Source organism: Streptococcus cuniculipharyngis (assembly GCF_007859195.1).
In the GTDB taxonomy this organism is placed as follows: domain Bacteria; phylum Bacillota; class Bacilli; order Lactobacillales; family Streptococcaceae; genus Streptococcus; species Streptococcus cuniculipharyngis.
The window spans coordinates 113,946-131,063 of the sequence record NZ_VOHL01000001.1 but is presented as its reverse complement, the minus strand read 5'-3'; the positions used below and the strand labels follow the sequence as shown (position 1 = coordinate 131,063).

Here is a 17,118-nt window from a genome sequence, read left to right as displayed (position 1 = left end):
CTCCTTACCATTTTCTAAAACGTACATAATGATAGACATAGCAGGCTACCATAAAGGGAATCCCAAAATAAAGACCTGCCCGTTGCGAAGGGTCCCAAGCAATCCCAACAATGGATACTAGCAATAACATAATGGTTATCCAAGATAAGATAGGGCTAAAAGGTGTCTTATAGGCTAAGTCCTCTACCTCATGCTCTTTTAACCAACCTTTACGGAAATTGATTTGTGCCAAGGGAATAGCTAGCCAAACCACAACAACAGCAAAGCCGGCAATAGAAACCAGAGCCAAAAAAATCGTATCTTCTGCGTAAACACTAGCAATCAAAGCAATAATAATGGCCAGCATGGACCAGAGCATGGCACGCATAGGTACCCCGTATTGATTGATTTTTACCAATTTGGCAGATACCATTCCCTCATTAGCCAAGGACCAGAGCATACGGCTGGCTGCATAAAGTCCCGAGGTTGAGGCTGATAAAATGGCCGTTAAAATAATCGCATTCATCACATCAGCCGCAAAAGGGAGACCAATCTTATCCAAAACCAAGACAAAGGGAGCTTCTGTCACCCCTGCTTCTTCCATGGGCAAGAGCGAGGCCAAAACTAAAATAGTCAGCGAGAAAAAGATAACCAAAAGACTAATAGTTGATCGAATAGCTTGGGGCACTGCTTGTTTAGGATTTTGCGTTTCCCCTGCCGCAATCCCAATCATCTCCACGCCCGAAAAGGCATAATTAACCGATAAAATCACAGAAATCACACCCACCAATCCATTGGGCAAAAGCCCCTTGGCTGTCAAGTTGGTAAATAGCGGAGCTGCGGTTTGACCTTGATAGGGTAATAGGCCAAAAATAGCTAGAAATCCCAGTACAATAAAGACTAAAATCGCATAAACCTTAATGCTGGATAAATAGGTTTCCGTCCGAGAAAAGAGCCCGACGGTCAAGGTATTTAGCCCAAACACAAGTGCCGCGAAAAGACTGGCAAAAATCCAGACAGGGACTGTTGGAAACCAACGTTGCATGAGCAGAGCTGCTCCAACAAATTGAGAAGCCAGGGCAACGACCCAACAAAGCCAATACATCCAAGCAACCATAAAGCCAGTTCCTGGGCTGATAAACCTAGTTGCATAGGTATGAAAAGACCCGGTCACCGGCATGGCAACAGCCAACTCCCCCAAGGAAAACATGACCAGATAGACCATGATTCCACCAAATAGATAGGAACTAATAGCCCCAAAAGGACCCGCTTGGGCAATGGTATAGCCAGAACTCAAAAAAAGTCCTGTTCCAATAACCCCACCAATGGACAACATTTGCAAATGACGCGAGGTCATCTCGCGATTAAATTGACCTTCATGATCAAACTGATGATTTTCCATATAATCTCCTTAGGTTTTACTTCAATAATTAGTTTCAACACTAACTATGTTATCTTATTCTAGCATAATTCCAGGAGCAATCAATTAGTCTTTTTCTATCCCCTGCCTTAGTTAAAAACTATAGCCCCAAAAGCAAAAAAGCCCAGAAATCTCTGAACTTTCTTTTTGCTTATAGACAAGACAAGATACTATCCCAAGCCTGGTCATAGCCGTGCTTGGTTTCTGATGAGAAGATGATAAACTCATCCTGTGGGTCAAAATCCAATTTCTTCTTGATAACAGACTCGTGCTTGTTCCACTTGCCTCGTGGAATCTTATCTGCCTTGGTGGCCACGACAATGACCGGAATCTCATAATATTTAAGAAACTCATACATCTGCACATCTTCTGCAGTAGGCGAATGACGCAAGTCAACCAAGCTAACCACCGCCCGTAAATTATCCCTGGTCACCAAGTATTCTTCAATCATCTTGCCCCACTTGGCCCGCTCAGCCTTAGAGACCTTGGCGTAGCCATAGCCCGGCACATCGACAAAACGGAGCTTATCATCAATGTTATAAAAGTTCAAGAGCTGGGTTTTACCAGGCTTACTTGACGTTCTCGCCAAATTTTTACGTTTCAAGAGAGTATTGATAAAACTTGATTTGCCGACATTTGAACGACCTGCCAGGGCAATCTCTGGTAGGTCATCTTGGGGATAGTGAGACTTATTGGCCGCACTGAGCAAAATAGCTGCATTATGGGTGTTTAATACTTCTTCACTCATGCTAGCCCCCCTAGGCAGTCTCTAAAATAGGACGGTCTGTACCATCAACGGCAGACTTGGTAATGCGGACAGTCGTCACCTCCTGCTGGCTTGGTACTTCAAACATAACATCCAGCATGGTTTCTTCAATGATGGAGCGAAGCCCACGCGCTCCTATCTTACGCTCAATGGCTTTCTGAGCAATGGCCTCTAGGGCCTCTTTGTCAAATTCCAACTCTACCCCATCATAGGACAATAAAGTCTGATACTGTTTCACCAAGGCATTGCGCGGCTCTGTCAGGATATTAACCAAATCGTCCACAGTTAATTGTTCCAAGGCAGCCGTCACCGGCAAGCGACCAATAAATTCTGGAATCAGACCAAATTTTTGAATATCTTCGGCAATAATCTCCTGCATGTAGGAACTATCGTCATCAATCTTACGATTATTTTGCCCGAATCCAATGACTTTTTCACCCAACCGTTGTTTGACAATCTCTTCAATGCCGTCAAAGGCACCGCCAACGATAAAGAGAATATTTTTGGTATCAATCTGAATCATTTCCTGTTGTGGGTGCTTACGTCCCCCTTGCGGTGGAACGCTAGCCACTGTTCCCTCAATGATCTTCAAGAGGGCCTGTTGGACGCCTTCACCCGACACGTCGCGAGTAATAGAAACATTCTCCCCTTTTTTGGCAATTTTGTCAATTTCATCGACATAGATAATGCCCCGCTCAGCCCGCTCAACATTGTAGTCAGCTGCCTGAATCAATTTCAGAAGGATATTTTCTACATCTTCCCCAACATAGCCCGCTTCAGTCAAGGCAGTCGCATCAGCAATGGCAAAAGGAACATTCAAACTCTTGGCTAAGGTTTGAGCCAGGAAGGTCTTGCCTGAACCTGTTGGACCAATCATCAGGATATTGGATTTTTGCAAATCAACATCTTCATTTTGGCGACTTTCTGTAAAAGTAATGCGTTTATAATGATTATAAACAGCTACTGCCAAAGCCCGCTTAGCTCGGTCTTGGCCTACAACGTACTGATTAAGAATCTCCAGCAATTCCTTGGGTTTTGGCACTTCAGCCAAATCAGCCAAGACTTCCTCCGCTAATTCTTCACGAATAATTTCTTGCGATAAAGAAACACATTCATTACAGATAAAAACACCATTACCTGCAATAATCTTCCTTACTTCTTCTTGATTTTTGCCACAAAATGAGCAATAAACCATGTCATTGGTTCTATTTCCAGTCATTTTCATTTCACTTTCTTACACTTAAAATAGGGTTCCATAAAAGGCATGGATGGTATTCACCAGATTGGTAAAGGCATTTAACAAAAATAAACTGCCTAGACCATAGCGTCTTTTCTTGAAGGCTGGGATGGCACACAAGACGCAGATACCACACAAAAAGGCAGTAAATACCCCAAAAATACTACGTTGCACGGCTCTCCTCCTCTTTTCTCTCGTAAGTCGTGATGGTAAAGGCATGCGGGTTTGCCTCATCTGCCTCAATCATCTGCTCTGCTATTGGCACAAATGACGACCAATCCACTTCTGGGAAATAGGTGTCGCCAGTGAACTCTCCCTCAACTCTCGTCACCACTAGCTGGTCACAGTGGGGGAGCATGGCTTCATAGACTTTGGCCCCACCCACGATGTAGAGGTCCTTATCTTGGGTCTGGAACCAGTCCAAAACCGCCTCAGGGCTGGTAAAAGCCTGGATGCCCTCAGCCTCAAAATCGGCCTGGCGGCTCAAAATCAGGGTCTCCCGACCAGGCAGGAGCCGGCGGTTCATGCCATCAAAGGTCACCCGCCCCATCAGCATGGCTTGTCCCATTGTTGTTTCCTTGAAATGCTGTAGCTCCTTGGGCAGGTGCCAAGGCAGGCTATTGTTTTGGCCAATCAGGCCCGCTTGGTCCTGGGCCCAAATGGCGATGAGTCGTTTAGTCATCAGCTTCTCCACACACTTAGTGCTACTATTCTACCAAAATTTAGCAAATAATGCTCGAAAAAAAACTTTTCGAGCATGGGATTATGACAAGCGACCATAATCATCCCAGTCCCCGTAAAGCTTTCCTTGCCGGGTTTGGGTCAATAGCCGAGCTAAACTCTTATCGTAGGTTTGGGCTTGGTTTTTCCGTTGGAAGGCCAGATTACTGAGCCTGACCTCCTGATAGAGCCTGGGAAAGCTGGAAAAAATCTCCCAGACCCCTTCCGCTTTCAGGATGTCCACCAAATCCTGATCCAAGTCAACAGTCAAATCAGGCAGGACGGCCCGCCCCTGGTCGGTCATGAGGCCCAGTTTTTCCAGCCGCTTAACCCTGGCCTTGTTGAGGGCTGTCCAATTGGACTTGAGCCGTCTGGGTGAAAACCGTTGCCAAGTCTGGCCATCCACCTTTTTCTGGGTGCTGTCAATCCAGCCAAAGCACAGGGCCTCTTCGACAGCGTCCAGGTAGTAAAAGACATCCTCTGCCGTCGGCCGTCCCCGTTTGAGCTGGAGCCAACACTCGGTCTCAGCTCTGCCATGTTCCGAAAGCCAGGCCCGAAAGGCCTGACGGTCCGTCAGGGTCAGTTGGTTCTTCATGGGCACCTCCTAAATAGCCAAGTCAAAACTGAGCTGGGGTTTGATAGGGTCATAATCAACCAACTCAAAATCCTCTGGTTTAATGGCAAAGAAGTCTGTCTTATCAGGCACATTCAAGACCAGACGAGGCTGGCAAGCACTAGGCTGACGTCGTAAGAGCTCCTGAGCCTGCTCAAATTGATTATCGTAGATATGCAAATTATTAACAAAATAAAAGAATTTTCCAACCTGCCAGCCAAAATGTTTAGCAATCATCATCTGAAGGGCCACATACTGCATGGCATTGATGTGGTGGGCCACCAACATGTCATTGCTCCGCTGAGTCAAGGTGGCATCAAGATAGATCTGCTCCCCGACCTGACGAACATCAAACATGGTCTGAAAAGCGCACGGTAAAAGACCTTCTGAACTGTCAAAGGCCTCGTAGTCCCAAAGCGAGATAACATTGCGACGATTCCAAGGATTCTCCTCAAGTTGCTTTAATAATTTTCCGATGATGTCATGTTTTTTGACAATGGCACCGTAACGTAAACCGATGGTTCCTGTTTGACCAACTTCCCAATCATTCCAATACTTGACACCATATTTGTCATTGAGAATGGAAAGGTCATTACTCTGGTCTTGATAAATCCAAAAAATCTCCTTGATGGCTGATTTTATCGGAATAGGCCGCAAGGTTGTGATGGGAAAATCTCCTTTTGACAAGTCATAGGTCGCAAAAACCCCAGTCAGGTATTTTGAATTGGCGACACGACCATCCTTATATTTGGGACGAGCTTGCTGGCTAAAGACCCCTTCGGTCATAATCTGCTCAATATTAGCCTTAAATAGCTCATCTGCTCTTGTCATCTCAACCCCACCTGTTCTTCTAGTATTTTTAGTTATTTTACCGAAAATGTCCTAAAAAATCCAGTAAAAAAACTATCTCCCTACCACAGAGTCCGAATAAGTTTTTTCAATGGCAAATTGCTTTTTTTATGTTAGAATAAGAACGATATCATAGAATGCTTACCATCATCAAAGTATGTTAGGCACTCGATAAGACAGGAGAAAAGATTTATGATGATCGGAATTGATAAAATGGGATTTGCCACCCCCAAGTATCAATTAAAAATGGCTGATTTGGCACAAGCTCGTGGCGTTGACCCTAATAAGTACAGTGAGGGACTCTTGCTTGATGCCCTCAGCATTGCCCCAATTACAGAGGACATCATCACGCTAGCTGCCAGTGCAGCTCAGGACATTCTAACAGAAGAAGACAAGGCTGCCATTGACATGGTTATCGTTGCAACTGAGTCCAGTGTGGACCAAAGTAAGGCGGCGGCGGTCTATGTTCATTCCCTGCTTGACATTCAGCCCTTTGCACGGAGTTTTGAAGTCAAGGAAGCCTGTTATAGTGCCACGGCTGCCTTGAACTATGCCAAACTCCATGTTGAAAAATCCCCTCAATCACGTGTTCTGGTCCTTGCTAGCGACATCGCCAAATATGGTATTGGCTCTGCTGGCGAGTCCACCCAAGGGGCTGGTAGTCTGGCCATGCTCATCACATCAAACCCACGCCTGCTAGCTTTTCAGGATGACAATGTCGCTCAAACCCGTGACATTATGGACTTTTGGCGACCAAACTATTCTGAAACTCCCTTTGTTAACGGCATGTATTCGACCAAGCAGTATTTAGATTCCTTAACCACAACCTGGGCTGAATATCAGAAACGTTCTGGTAAGGAGTTGACAGATTTTGCCGCCTTTTGTTTCCATCTCCCCTTCCCTAAATTGGCCCTCAAGGGGCTAAACAAACTCATCAACAAGGGAATTAGTGAGGAGAAAAAAGAGCAACTACTGGACAATTTTGCCCATTCGATCACCTATAGTAAACAGGTCGGCAATATCTACACAGGTTCCCTCTATTTGGGCCTACTCTCACTCTTGGAGAATGCTAAAACCCTCAAGGCTGGTGATCAGATTGGTCTCTTCAGTTATGGGAGCGGAGCGGTCTCAGAAATTTTCAGTCTCAAGTTGATGCCTGATTTTGACCAACAACTCCAAACTCAGCGCCAGGCTAGTTTGGACCAGCGACAAACCTTGACCGTTGCCCAATACGAAACCCTCTTCTTTGAAGAAACTAAGCTCGATGAAACTGGAAGCAGGGAGTTTGCTCATTATGCCAGCAACGCCTTTCGCCTAACTGGTATCAAAGAACATCAGCGACAATATAGTAAGGTGAGCAGGAATGACAATTAATTGGACTGGCTTTGCCAAAAAAACACCTGAAGAAAGACGAGAGCTCCTTCAAGGACTCCCCCTGTCTGACCAAAGCTCTGCTATTTTACAAGCAGACCAACAACTCCCCCTAGCTATCGCCAATCAAATGGCCGAGCATGTCTTAGGACGATTTAGCCTGCCCTTTAGTCTGGTTCCTGATGTCTTGGTTGATGGTCAGCTCTACCACCTGCCCTTTGTGACGGAAGAACCATCAGTGGTGGCGGCCGCTAGCTTTGCGAGCAAGATTATCAAGCGTTCTGGTGGTTTTACGACGACCATTCACCAACGTCAAATGATTGGTCAGGTTATTCTCTACGACGTTTCTGACTTGGAACAAGCCCGTCAAAACATTTTGGCACAAAAAGAAGACCTGCTTGACCTAGCCAATCAGGCCTATCCTTCTATTGTTAAAAGAGGAGGCGGGGCGCGTGATTTAGAGGTAAAAACCTATCAAGATCAGGCTAATTTTCTGGCCGTTTTTGTCAAGGTAGATACCCAGGAAGCCATGGGAGCCAACATGGTCAATACCATGATGGAGGCTCTAAAATTCCCTCTGGAACAAATCAGTCAGGCCAAAAGTCTCATGGCCATCTTGTCCAATTATGCTACCGAGTCCTTGGTCACTGCCAAGTGTGCCATTGATTTACGTTTTCTCAGTCGAGATAAAAAAGAAGCTCGCCACTTAGCCGATAAGCTAGTTTTGGCCAGCCAATTTGCCAAAATTGACCCTTACCGGGCTAGCACCCACAACAAGGGGATTTTTAACGGTATTGATGCAGCTAGCCTAGCCTTAGGCAACGATTGGCGAGCCATTGAGGCAGGAGGACATGCCTATGCTAGTCGCCACGGGAGCTATCAGGGCTTGACCACATGGACCTATTGTCCAGAAAAAGAGCAGGTTTTAGGGGAATTAACCCTACCTATGCCTGCTGCTAGCAAGGGAGGCTCTATTGGGCTCAATCCAAGTGTTCAACTGGCCCATGACATTCTCGGAAACCCCGATGCCAAGACCCTAGCAAAGTTGCTAGTTTCTATCGGATTAGCACAAAATTTTGCTGCTCTCAAGGCTCTAGTTAGTACTGGCATTCAGTCAGGACACATGAAACTCCATGCCAAATCCCTGGCCCTCTTAGCAGGTGCCGAAGAGCATGAAACAGGCCCACTGGTACAAGCCCTGCTTCAAGAACAACACATGAATTTGGCTACTGCTCAAAAAATTCTAACTGACCTTAGAAATAATGGATAGTATAACAAAAATTCTCCTATGCCTAGTTGATTTAGACATAGGAGAATTTTTATATTAACTAATAGGTAATGTCAAATGTAATTTGCGACAAAGTATTATAGTCCTTATCTTTTATTTCGCCACTCCATGTAATCGTTTCACCAGCTTTCATTTTATGTTTGAATGTTTTATCGCCACCCAAAGTTTCTCCATCTTCAGTATCACCTGGCTCACCTTCATTCATCAAGGTAACTGTTGAAATATTTTCTGTCTTGGTACCGCCAGTCTTGACATCTCCGATATAACCAAATGAATACATATTGATTTCCTTAGTTTGGTTAAATGTGGCTTGTCCATCAAGAAGAATATCTTGCCCAGAAAGGTTCTTTATTGAAAGCAAGCCCTTATTTTTGCTAACTTCTATATAAGAGTCTGAGTAAATCGTTCCTGAACTACTAGCACTCACTTCTGTACTTGAACTATCTGACGCAGTTGAAGACGATGAAGACTCTGACGATGTAGAGCTTTCTGTACTAGATTCACTGCTGCTAGAACTCGACGATGACTCTGAGCTATTAGTTTTGCTTTCCTTTTGCTCAGATTTTTGATATTCTTTATAATCTTCAGCCGTAAACAAAGTCATATTCCAACTAGATACGCCGTCATAGGGATCATTGAATCTGAGTTTCATTCCCTTCTTCAGTGTCACTTTATAAATCTTTCCAACTTTTTTTAACTCTTCATATTCATAATTATCTTGATTATCAAAGTCAGTTCCATACTTAAAGTTGATATAAGCATAGTCTTTATCTGATTCAAACTCAGTTAATACAGCATAATAGCTACCAGGTTGAATATCAGTCCCAACTTCATACTCCCCATCCGCAAAGAATTCAACAGATTGTGGTTCAGATGATGTTGTTTCTGAACTTTGACTGGTTTTACTTGTTTCTGATGTTGAAGTCTTAGACTTATTGGTGGTTGTTCCACAAGCAGATAAAAATAATAAGCCAGCTAGCGTCATTAAAGCAATTTTCTTATAGTTTTTCATAATATAAATCCTCCTATGTTTCTAGTATATAACAAAAGTTCATTAAAAGCAACTTAATTCTTTATAATGAACTGATTTTAGTATTCTAAAATGCTATTCTATCCTTAGAAGGAACATACCATGAAAGAATCAAACAATTTAACCTATTTTGTCGCCAATCGTATCAAACAACTGAGAAAAAAGAAAGGTCTGACTCAAGAACAACTGTCTTTAGAATCAGACCTTGATATAAAATACATCAACAAACTAGAAAATTATCGTTTCAGCCCCAAGATTGATACATTGGAAAAAATCATGGATACCTTGAATATCAGCTACTCAGATTTTTTTGAATTTGAAAAACTCACTGATTTCCCTTTAGTTGACGAACTGCTCAATAGCTTATCAGATTTAAGCCAAGACGAAAGACAGCAAAAAGTGCTGGCAATTCTTCAACTCTTAAAATAATTGATATTCTCAATAAAGCTTACTCTTAATACGAAAAGACTGAGTAGTTACTCAGTCTTTTATCTTGGATTAGCCTGGGCTAATTTGCCATAAAGTAGGTAGTCAACCTTTCTTAATTCTGCTACTGTCCGACAATCTAGGGCACACATGATGAGCCGCAAGTCATCTTTCCAAGCATTGATAATAGTGATGAGCTCCTCAAGAGTATGTTCTTGAGCCAGTTCTAAAATCGTGCGAGATAAACCAACCGCTCTAGCCCCCAAAACTAGGGCTTTTACCATATCTAGGGGATGACGAACCCCACCACTAGCCAAAATTTCTACCTGATCCACCAGATCTTGAGCATTCAGCAGGGTTTGAACAGTTGATTGACCCCACTCGTTGAGATAATCTCGCTGGCCGCTCCGCTGATTTTCAATATAGGCAAAACTGGTCCCGCCACGCCCAGAAATATCAACTGTCTTAATGCCCAAATCTGCAGCCAAGGCAATGGTCTTTCTATCCATGCCAAAACCAACCTCTTTGAGGACAAGAGGAACGGGTAAGCCTTTGGCATAATCCTTCAGATGTTCCTTCCAAGGCTTAAAGACTCGCTCTCCTTCTGGCATGAGCAATTCCTGCATCAGATTAACATGGACCTGTAAAAAGATGGGCTTCATCTCCTTCACGGCCTGTAAACCGGCTTCATAGGGTTTATCAAGGCCAATATTGGTCGCCAAAAGCAAGTTGGGCTTGTCCGTTGCAACCTTGAATGAATCGTCTTGAGGGTCTTTAAGGGCTGCACTATAGGAACCTGTCACAAACAAAATACCACAAGCTTGAGCTAGCTGCGCCAGTTTTTCATTGATGACTTTAGCCTGAGGACTGCCTCCTGTCATGGCATTGATATAAAAAGGATAGGCAAAATCATGGCCTGCAAATTGCGTTGATAAATCAATGTCTGCCAAATCATAGCTGGTCAGCGAAGACTGAATCAATTCCAGCTCATCAAAACTATTGTAGGGTGATTGATAGGCCAAAGCGTGACGAATATGGTCATCCTTGCGATTGGTCATGCGAGTTCCTCCTGCCATAATAAATCAATATCCAGCGCTTGCCAATTTTGACTGAGTTGCTGACTAGCAGCCTTGCTAAAAGAAAGGGCAAGGCCACAATCTCCCCCACCAGCCCCACTACTCTTAGCCACAAGGTCTAAACCTTGACCAGCATTAACCAGGGCTGATAATTTTGGGGAATAAATAGCAGGGTGTAGATTTTCCAAGAGTTGACCTGCCAAGGCCAAATTCTTTATCACCAAGTCTTTTTGACTGGTTTCAAGTCCTTCCTGCAGGCCTCTGACGGCTACTTGCATCTGCGACAAAAAATCCGGGCCAATGGCCGACTGAACAAGGTTAATCAAGTCCTTAGAGAGAGCTGGTTGCTTGGTCCAGCCCACCAAAAACTCACAAGATAGACCAACCCGAATCGGTCTAATCTCATAGCCCCAGTCTGCCTGTAAAACCGTGTTCATCTCTTCTTCTCTAATCCATTGAGCAAGCTGGTCCCGATTAAAGCTAGTAAAGGCTACTAAATCATCATAGGCAATACAGGCCAAATCTCCCATTGAGCCATTATCACCACGTTTCAAGAGAACATAGACGGCTAAACGGAAGAGCTGATCCGCCGACAAAGACAAGCCATAAAGACTGGCCATAGCCTTAATGGTCAGTAAAACCACACTTCCACTAGAGCCAATCCCCAGTTTTTTGCCTTGCCTTTCTAACTTGCCGTGAATCCTTAATCTAAAGGGGGAAGGATGTAGACCCTGATCAAGCAAGTAAGCATTAAAGGTCACAATGGTCTCTTGAATCACGGCATAATTGGCGTCAGGTCTTAAATCAACCTCATAATCAAACATATCAGAACTAATCACATAGCTGGTATTTAGGCTAATCTCTGCCCTCATGTAAATAGGGATATTTTTAATTAAGGCAGTCTGTCCTGGACTCAAAATCGCATACTCTCCCGCCAAATAGAGTTTGCCCCCTGTTTTTACCTGATATGTCTTAGTCATGGGGCAGATCCTTTGTTTTAGAGACAATCACACGATAAGATTGTTCAAAAATGGGAACCAAGTCAGCCAAATCGCTTTCCAAACATAAGACCTTGACATTAGGCCCAGCATCCATGGTAAAGTAGCACTGGTAGCCCTGCTCACGAAGGGAACGAACAAAATCCATGGCCTGATAAGACTGCTCCGTCAAGTAAGAAAATGCTGGGCTGGCAGTTAGGGTTGTTGCGTGCATGGCTAGAGCATTTTGTTCGGTCAACTCACCAACCTGCCTAAAATCATTGTCGGCTAAATGAGCTAGCATGGCAGCATAATCTTTTTCAGATTGGGCCACCCAATCGCCAAAGCTAGTTGACGTCTCCCAACAGCGTTTCATGCCATCACGACTAGAAATAGCCTTTTGCTGATCATTCAAAACCAGCATAATCATGGCTAGTTTCAAATCGGTCTTCACAGGATAAATCTCACCGCTGTCCTTATCCCAAGCTGACAAGGGGCCAAAGAAACTGCGAGCGGAAGACCCTGAGGCAAATTTCGCCTCCTGAGCCAATGCTGAGCGACTCAAGCCCGTCTCAAAAAAATCATTGCAAGCCATAACCAAGGCTGACAAGCCACTCGAACTGGAAGACAAACCTGCTGCCGTTGGCATATTATTTGACGTATCAATCCGAACAAAGGCAGTCTTGTCCTGACGAAAACGATCAATAATCTTACTCATTTTAGCATGCTCATCAGGGCTTTGTAAGCGACCGTCAATGTAGAATTCATCCTGACTAGCACCTGCTGCTAGGCCGGTTAGGCGTGTTTCGGTGAACATATTTTCTAGCGTCAGCGAAATGCTACTCGTTGCTGGCACCATTTTTGCTGCGTCTGCCTTGCCCCAATATTTAATAATGGCAATATTGGCATAAGATTTGACGCTTACAGTTCTCGAATCCATGTTTGCTGGGCTCCTTTTTCTTTTAATAATTGACTAATGTCTGCAACTTGCTGGGGATTAGCCACTAAGGCAATGATGCAACCACCTAGACCTCCCCCGCTCATCTTGGCTCCCAATGCTCCCGCTTCCAAAGCAGTTGCTACCAAGGTATCCGCTTCCAGACAAGAGACCCCCAACTCTGCCAATTTATAATGGGCCTGGGTCATTCCTTGGCCTAGGCTGGATAAATCTTTTTGAGCAATGGCTTCTTCGGCTGCCAGCGTTAATTGACCCAAATCGGCTAACAGCTGTTCCGCCTGCTGGCCCAAATCGGCTATCTTTTGAACAGCTTCCTTGGTCTGGCCATGAATCCCTGTATCAGCAATGACCAAATAGGCCCCCAAATTCAAGTGAAGTGGCTCAAATCCTTTGTTCCTGATATATTTAATGGCTTGATTACTCATACAGGTGCGAACATCCAGACCACTCGGATTGCTATGGGCCACCCGCTCAGCCTGATTGGCTAAATCTCTTAAAAGGTCATCCGCTAAATCAGCATCAAAATAATCAAAAACTGCTCGGATGGCTGCCAAACTGACAGCTGCCGACGAACCCATTCCCCGCTGTCTGGGGACTTGGGACTCAATCGTATAAGATAAGGGATAGGCAGCTTGACCCAAATGGTTTTTGGCCAAATTTATCGCATGAGCAAGGGTATCATCCGTCTGATGAGTTTTCGGCTGACCAGCCTTGACCTGACAGGTCACCCTAATATCAGCCAAGGGCAAGGCCAGGGCTGGATAGCCATAGACAACGGCATGCTCACCCATTAAAATAATTTTACTGTGGGCCTGACCCACACCTAAGACTTCTTTCATGACTCACAGTTTCTCTTTAGTATTATCCTTTTTATTGTAATATAAAAGCCAAAAAAATGCGACTACTAACTATAAAATCTCTCCTCAACAAGCTAAAAAGGGCTTTCGCCCTTTGATTAAGCCAATGATTTTAACTGTTTGACTCGCCGAATGCTGACATAAACAAGCAAGGCTGTCCAAACCAGAAAAGCGAGAACTTGAAACCAGCTACTAGCCCAGCTAAAGTTCTGCCAGTCATAAAAAAGTTTGCTATAAAGCCCCATGAAACTAAGGTCTACTAGCCACTTGGCGGCTGGAAACAAGACTACTAGATTAGGTAGCATCATACAGACCAACATCACTGGAAAACTGTAAACCTGTAGGTTGACTTGATTTTTGCAAAAAGTGCCCAACACAAGGTACATGAGCATGACCAGCAAGGCTGTCAAGATTGTAATCAAGACATAAGGGATGAAATTTCTGCTCAACGATAGTTCCAAAACCAGAGGTGCAGCCACAATCAAAACCAAGGCATGAAGGAAAGGAAAAACTAGAGTTGATAGGATATACTCAAGAGGGCGAACGCCTGTTAAAATCAGGGTCCGCAAATTCCCTTTTTCCTTTTCTTCTGTCAGGATACTGCTAATGACTATCCCAATACTAATATTAAAGAAGAAATTCAAGCAGAACATGGTCAAAAAAATGGAGGCCTCTTCCGGCAAACTACCATTGCGGGAATTGATAAATTTATAAAAATAAAGCAAGAAAAATGGGATAACAAGGGATAAGAGCATCCCTTTGTTGGACATCATGATTTGCTTGCGTAGCCATAATAAATTTGTCAACCGTCTAAGCATTTAAGCCACCTCCTGTCAATTCAATAAAAACATCTTCCAAGGTCGGCTCACAAGAATGAATCGAGAGAGCTTCTTGGGCATTGACAATGTCAGCCAAGCGATCAAAGGCCACCAGCTGCTCACTGCCATCAGGATAGCTAACCTTGACCACCTTGTTGGTATGGTATTTTTGAACTAATTCACTAGGCTTACCCACTTCAACCAAACTGCCTTGGTTCAAGAGAGCCACGCGGTCACATAGCAAACTAGCCTCGTGCATGTCATGGGTGGTCAAAAAGATAGCCGTTCCTTGCTCCCTTAGTTCCAACAAAATCTCATGAATGGTTCGTGATGTGGCAGGATCCAGACCAGAAGTTGGTTCATCCAAAAAAAGGACCTTGGGCGTATTTAGTAGGGCTCTGACTAAAAACAGACGTTGCTTCATCCCCGTGGACAATTTCTCAGCCACGGTTTTACGACTGTCATATAAGCCCACCCGCTGTAATAGATTATCCAATCTCTTCTGTGGCAAGCCATAATGTCTGCAATAAAAAAGCAGATTGTCATAGAGAGTCATCTTTTCATACATGCCGTTATGATCGCTGACTAGGGCAATTTTCGCATAATCTGCTTCCTCAAACTGGGTAGCACTTTTCTGAAAAATCAAGGCCTGACCGCTGTCAGCCACCAACAAGCCCATCAAAATATTGATAGTAGTTGTTTTACCTGAACCAGATGGCCCTAAAAAACCAAAAATTTCGCCTGCTGCAATGGTAAAATCGATATTTTTGATTCCCTTGCCGTTAGCAAAAGCTTTGCTCAAGTTTTTCACAACAATCACATCTGTCATAAGCTACCCCCCTGATTATCTGATGAATTGATAGCTTTATTATACCATAATTCTGCCTATATTGTTAGCGCATTCTTAAGAAGTAACTCTCGTCTTGGTTTTTAATTTTGTTTTAAGTTAACCATACAAATTTATGGTATAATAGTTTCAGAAGAGGATTGCCTTAGTACCTCTAAAAATGAAAAGGAGAACACACTCATGAAGAAACGATTATCTCTCTGCCTTGTCATCTTGCTGAGCAGTTTAGCCCTCATGGCTTGTTCCAAAAAAACCGACCAGCTGTCAGCTGAAAGTCAGGGCACTAGAACCCAAGTGACAGCTATTGAAAAAAGCCGCTACAGTAATACTGGCATGGTTTATGACAAGGACAATCCTAAAAACTATGGTACTGCAAGTTTTTTGCAAGCAGATACCCTAATCACCAATCGGCACGTCATCACAGGCATTGATAAGATGAAAAATGCAGTCGTCCGCGTCCTTGATAAAAACGGCAAAGTTGTTGAACTTCCCGTTAAAAGCTATGCCATTCCCGAAGATGAAACCATGGACGTGGGAATCCTCAAACTCCAAACACCTATCAGTTCAAATCCACAACTAAGCCATATCAAATTCCTTAAAATGGCTGATGAAAAAGTTATCCAATCTGTCAAGAAAGGACAACTTGTGCGAACCGTTGGTTATCCTGGTGATAAGGACTTTGGTACCCTCTGGGATAGTCACGGGGTTCTAAAAAATATTGAAGGAAATTTTCTCACTTTTAACGCTCCTATCACCTCAGGTTCTTCTGGCTCACCAATCTATGATAGCCAGTTCAACCTAATTGGCCTATCTAACGCCTCAACTGAAGACCCAAATAAGCCAACCACCTACGGTTTCCTCTTTGATAAAGCCATTCGTACCTTTGTTAATAAAAACTTAAACTCATAAAAAATAGCCCACCATGGCAATGGTGGGTTGTTTTTTGATGTTGTGTTGATGCTATTACTCAATAAATAATTGATATAGATAATCTTTTCTCAGCATATCTAAATTAAATACTTTGTTAATATGACCAAAGGCTTCCAATAAAGGAAGGTGGGCAGTTTTCCAACCTTGTCCATCTGTAACCCAAATAAATTCTACATTATCATCTGAACTTCTTACAAACTGACTGAGCTCGGTAAATTCTCCTGCCACAGCCTTTAATTTACTTCCGCCTCCTCCATAGTAATTGGTTTCAATCAACCACAGCTTATTATTTTCTTTTGAATAAACAGCAATATCAAAACGGCGTTCAGATTTATCAACCGGTACTGTAATTCCCCAAGTATCCAAAATATAGGGTGCTGTTGCTTGAGGTTTAAATTCTAAATTACATTCTTGACAGATTTTTGCAACATGCCTCTCTAAAATCCCTTCCATTGTTGAACCACTACGATTTTTTCGTGCATTGCTATCCAAGCCAGCTTCTACACCATAAACATAATCCACTAATGAACGATTGGCTTTATTTTGTAAAAAATCTAGCAGCCCAGCTTGCTCACTAAAATCAACATAATCTACGATACGAGTTGTATCAATTGTTGAAAAATTGAGTTGTTCAAAACTCATATTGTCATTCTCATCTATGGTTAAAATGTCTAAAATTTTGTCGCGACTAGCTATTAAACTAGGAATAGCTTTTAGTAAATCAGGTTGTTTTTCAAATAATTTTAAAGCCTCATGATAAATATCCATTTTACCAATTAAATAATTTAAAGTGTTTAATTCAAGTTCAAACTTTTTAGTTTCCCGTTCAACCTTTTCCCAGTTGACATAATATTCTGGTGTCCGATTAGTGATAGAGAGTGTGGATAAGAAAAAATTTAATCGTTCATCAGCAGACAGGCTAATATATTTTGATAGTTCCATTCTTAGATTTCCTT

Annotated in this window: 19 protein-coding genes; 4 read left to right on the top strand and 15 right to left on the bottom strand. The window is 43.3% G+C overall.

The window, feature by feature from the left end:
• Nucleotides 1–4: 4 nt before the first annotated feature.
• The 7 genes from FRX57_RS00645 to FRX57_RS00615 all read right to left on the bottom strand — a co-directional run bounded on the left by FRX57_RS00645 (nucleotide 5) and on the right by FRX57_RS00615 (nucleotide 5,566).
• A complete protein-coding gene (locus FRX57_RS00645) occupies nucleotides 5–1,381 on the bottom strand; it encodes an amino acid permease (protein ID WP_146565658.1) in 1,377 nt (458 codons plus the stop codon).
• Nucleotides 1,382–1,550: 169 nt separating this feature from the next.
• Nucleotides 1,551–2,147: a ribosome biogenesis GTP-binding protein YihA/YsxC gene (gene yihA / locus FRX57_RS00640; RefSeq protein ID WP_146565655.1), complete on the bottom strand. Its 597-nt coding sequence runs from the start codon at nucleotides 2,145–2,147 to the stop codon at nucleotides 1,551–1,553.
• A gap of 10 nt (nucleotides 2,148–2,157) precedes the next feature.
• Nucleotides 2,158–3,384 carry an ATP-dependent Clp protease ATP-binding subunit ClpX gene (clpX, locus tag FRX57_RS00635; RefSeq protein WP_146565652.1) on the bottom strand — a complete coding sequence of 409 codons (1,227 nt, stop codon included), beginning with the start codon at nucleotides 3,382–3,384 and terminating at the stop codon, nucleotides 2,158–2,160.
• A 21-nt stretch (nucleotides 3,385–3,405) separates the two neighbouring features.
• Nucleotides 3,406–3,576: a hypothetical protein gene (locus tag FRX57_RS00630; RefSeq protein WP_146565650.1), complete on the bottom strand. Its 171-nt coding sequence runs from the start codon at nucleotides 3,574–3,576 to the stop codon at nucleotides 3,406–3,408.
• Nucleotides 3,566–4,084: a dihydrofolate reductase gene (locus FRX57_RS00625; protein ID WP_146565647.1), complete on the bottom strand. Its 519-nt coding sequence runs from the start codon at nucleotides 4,082–4,084 to the stop codon at nucleotides 3,566–3,568. Before FRX57_RS00625 ends, FRX57_RS00630 begins: the two co-directional genes overlap by 11 nt.
• A gap of 81 nt (nucleotides 4,085–4,165) precedes the next feature.
• The gene (locus FRX57_RS00620) at nucleotides 4,166–4,717 is read right to left on the bottom strand and encodes a YdeI/OmpD-associated family protein (protein WP_146565645.1); all 552 of its coding nucleotides are present in this window, start codon (nucleotides 4,715–4,717) and stop codon (nucleotides 4,166–4,168) included.
• Nucleotides 4,718–4,726: 9 nt separating this feature from the next.
• The gene (locus FRX57_RS00615; RefSeq protein WP_146565643.1) at nucleotides 4,727–5,566 is read right to left on the bottom strand and encodes a thymidylate synthase; all 840 of its coding nucleotides are present in this window, start codon (nucleotides 5,564–5,566) and stop codon (nucleotides 4,727–4,729) included.
• Nucleotides 5,567–5,776: 210 nt separating this feature from the next.
• On the opposite strand from FRX57_RS00615, the gene FRX57_RS00610 reads away from it, so the two are divergent.
• Nucleotides 5,777–6,958 (top strand): hydroxymethylglutaryl-CoA synthase, encoded by a 1,182-nt coding sequence (locus FRX57_RS00610; protein ID WP_146565641.1) that lies wholly within the window; start codon nucleotides 5,777–5,779, stop codon nucleotides 6,956–6,958.
• On the top strand, nucleotides 6,948–8,225 hold the full coding sequence (locus FRX57_RS00605) for a hydroxymethylglutaryl-CoA reductase, degradative (RefSeq protein WP_146565638.1): 1,278 nt from the start codon (nucleotides 6,948–6,950) through the stop codon (nucleotides 8,223–8,225). The genes FRX57_RS00610 and FRX57_RS00605 overlap by 11 nt, the downstream gene beginning before the upstream one ends.
• A 58-nt stretch (nucleotides 8,226–8,283) precedes the next feature.
• Here the strand turns inward: FRX57_RS00605 and FRX57_RS00600 are convergent, their stop codons facing one another.
• Complete coding sequence (locus FRX57_RS00600; RefSeq protein WP_146565637.1) at nucleotides 8,284–9,255, bottom strand: hypothetical protein; 972 nt, start codon at nucleotides 9,253–9,255, stop codon at nucleotides 8,284–8,286.
• A 120-nt stretch (nucleotides 9,256–9,375) separates the two neighbouring features.
• On the opposite strand from FRX57_RS00600, the gene FRX57_RS00595 reads away from it, so the two are divergent.
• Nucleotides 9,376–9,702 carry a helix-turn-helix transcriptional regulator gene (locus FRX57_RS00595; RefSeq protein WP_146565635.1) on the top strand — a complete coding sequence of 109 codons (327 nt, stop codon included), beginning with the start codon at nucleotides 9,376–9,378 and terminating at the stop codon, nucleotides 9,700–9,702.
• A gap of 59 nt (nucleotides 9,703–9,761) precedes the next feature.
• On the opposite strand, the gene fni is transcribed toward FRX57_RS00595, so the two are convergent.
• From fni to FRX57_RS00565, 6 genes are all read right to left on the bottom strand, one after another.
• Entirely contained in the window at nucleotides 9,762–10,757 is a 996-nt protein-coding gene (fni, locus tag FRX57_RS00590) for a type 2 isopentenyl-diphosphate Delta-isomerase (RefSeq protein ID WP_146565633.1), read from the bottom strand.
• Entirely contained in the window at nucleotides 10,754–11,755 is a 1,002-nt protein-coding gene (locus FRX57_RS00585; RefSeq protein WP_146565631.1) for a phosphomevalonate kinase, read from the bottom strand. The genes fni and FRX57_RS00585 overlap by 4 nt, the downstream gene beginning before the upstream one ends.
• Nucleotides 11,748–12,692 carry a diphosphomevalonate decarboxylase gene (gene mvaD, locus FRX57_RS00580; protein ID WP_146565628.1) on the bottom strand — a complete coding sequence of 315 codons (945 nt, stop codon included), beginning with the start codon at nucleotides 12,690–12,692 and terminating at the stop codon, nucleotides 11,748–11,750. The genes FRX57_RS00585 and mvaD overlap by 8 nt, the downstream gene beginning before the upstream one ends.
• Nucleotides 12,674–13,549 carry a mevalonate kinase gene (mvk, locus tag FRX57_RS00575; protein WP_146565626.1) on the bottom strand — a complete coding sequence of 292 codons (876 nt, stop codon included), beginning with the start codon at nucleotides 13,547–13,549 and terminating at the stop codon, nucleotides 12,674–12,676. The genes mvaD and mvk overlap by 19 nt, the downstream gene beginning before the upstream one ends.
• Before the next feature lie 116 nt (nucleotides 13,550–13,665).
• Nucleotides 13,666–14,385 carry an ABC transporter permease gene (locus FRX57_RS00570; RefSeq protein ID WP_146565624.1) on the bottom strand — a complete coding sequence of 240 codons (720 nt, stop codon included), beginning with the start codon at nucleotides 14,383–14,385 and terminating at the stop codon, nucleotides 13,666–13,668.
• Nucleotides 14,378–15,214 carry an ABC transporter ATP-binding protein gene (locus tag FRX57_RS00565; RefSeq protein ID WP_146565622.1) on the bottom strand — a complete coding sequence of 279 codons (837 nt, stop codon included), beginning with the start codon at nucleotides 15,212–15,214 and terminating at the stop codon, nucleotides 14,378–14,380. Before FRX57_RS00565 ends, FRX57_RS00570 begins: the two co-directional genes overlap by 8 nt.
• A 198-nt stretch (nucleotides 15,215–15,412) precedes the next feature.
• Between FRX57_RS00565 and FRX57_RS00560 the strand changes: the two genes are divergently transcribed.
• Complete coding sequence (locus FRX57_RS00560; protein ID WP_146565620.1) at nucleotides 15,413–16,141, top strand: S1 family peptidase; 729 nt, start codon at nucleotides 15,413–15,415, stop codon at nucleotides 16,139–16,141.
• A 54-nt stretch (nucleotides 16,142–16,195) separates the two neighbouring features.
• Here FRX57_RS00560 and FRX57_RS00555 read toward each other — a convergent pair whose 3' ends face one another.
• A complete protein-coding gene (locus tag FRX57_RS00555; protein ID WP_146565618.1) occupies nucleotides 16,196–17,104 on the bottom strand; it encodes a type II restriction endonuclease in 909 nt (302 codons plus the stop codon).
• Between the last annotated feature and the right edge of the window lie 14 nt (nucleotides 17,105–17,118).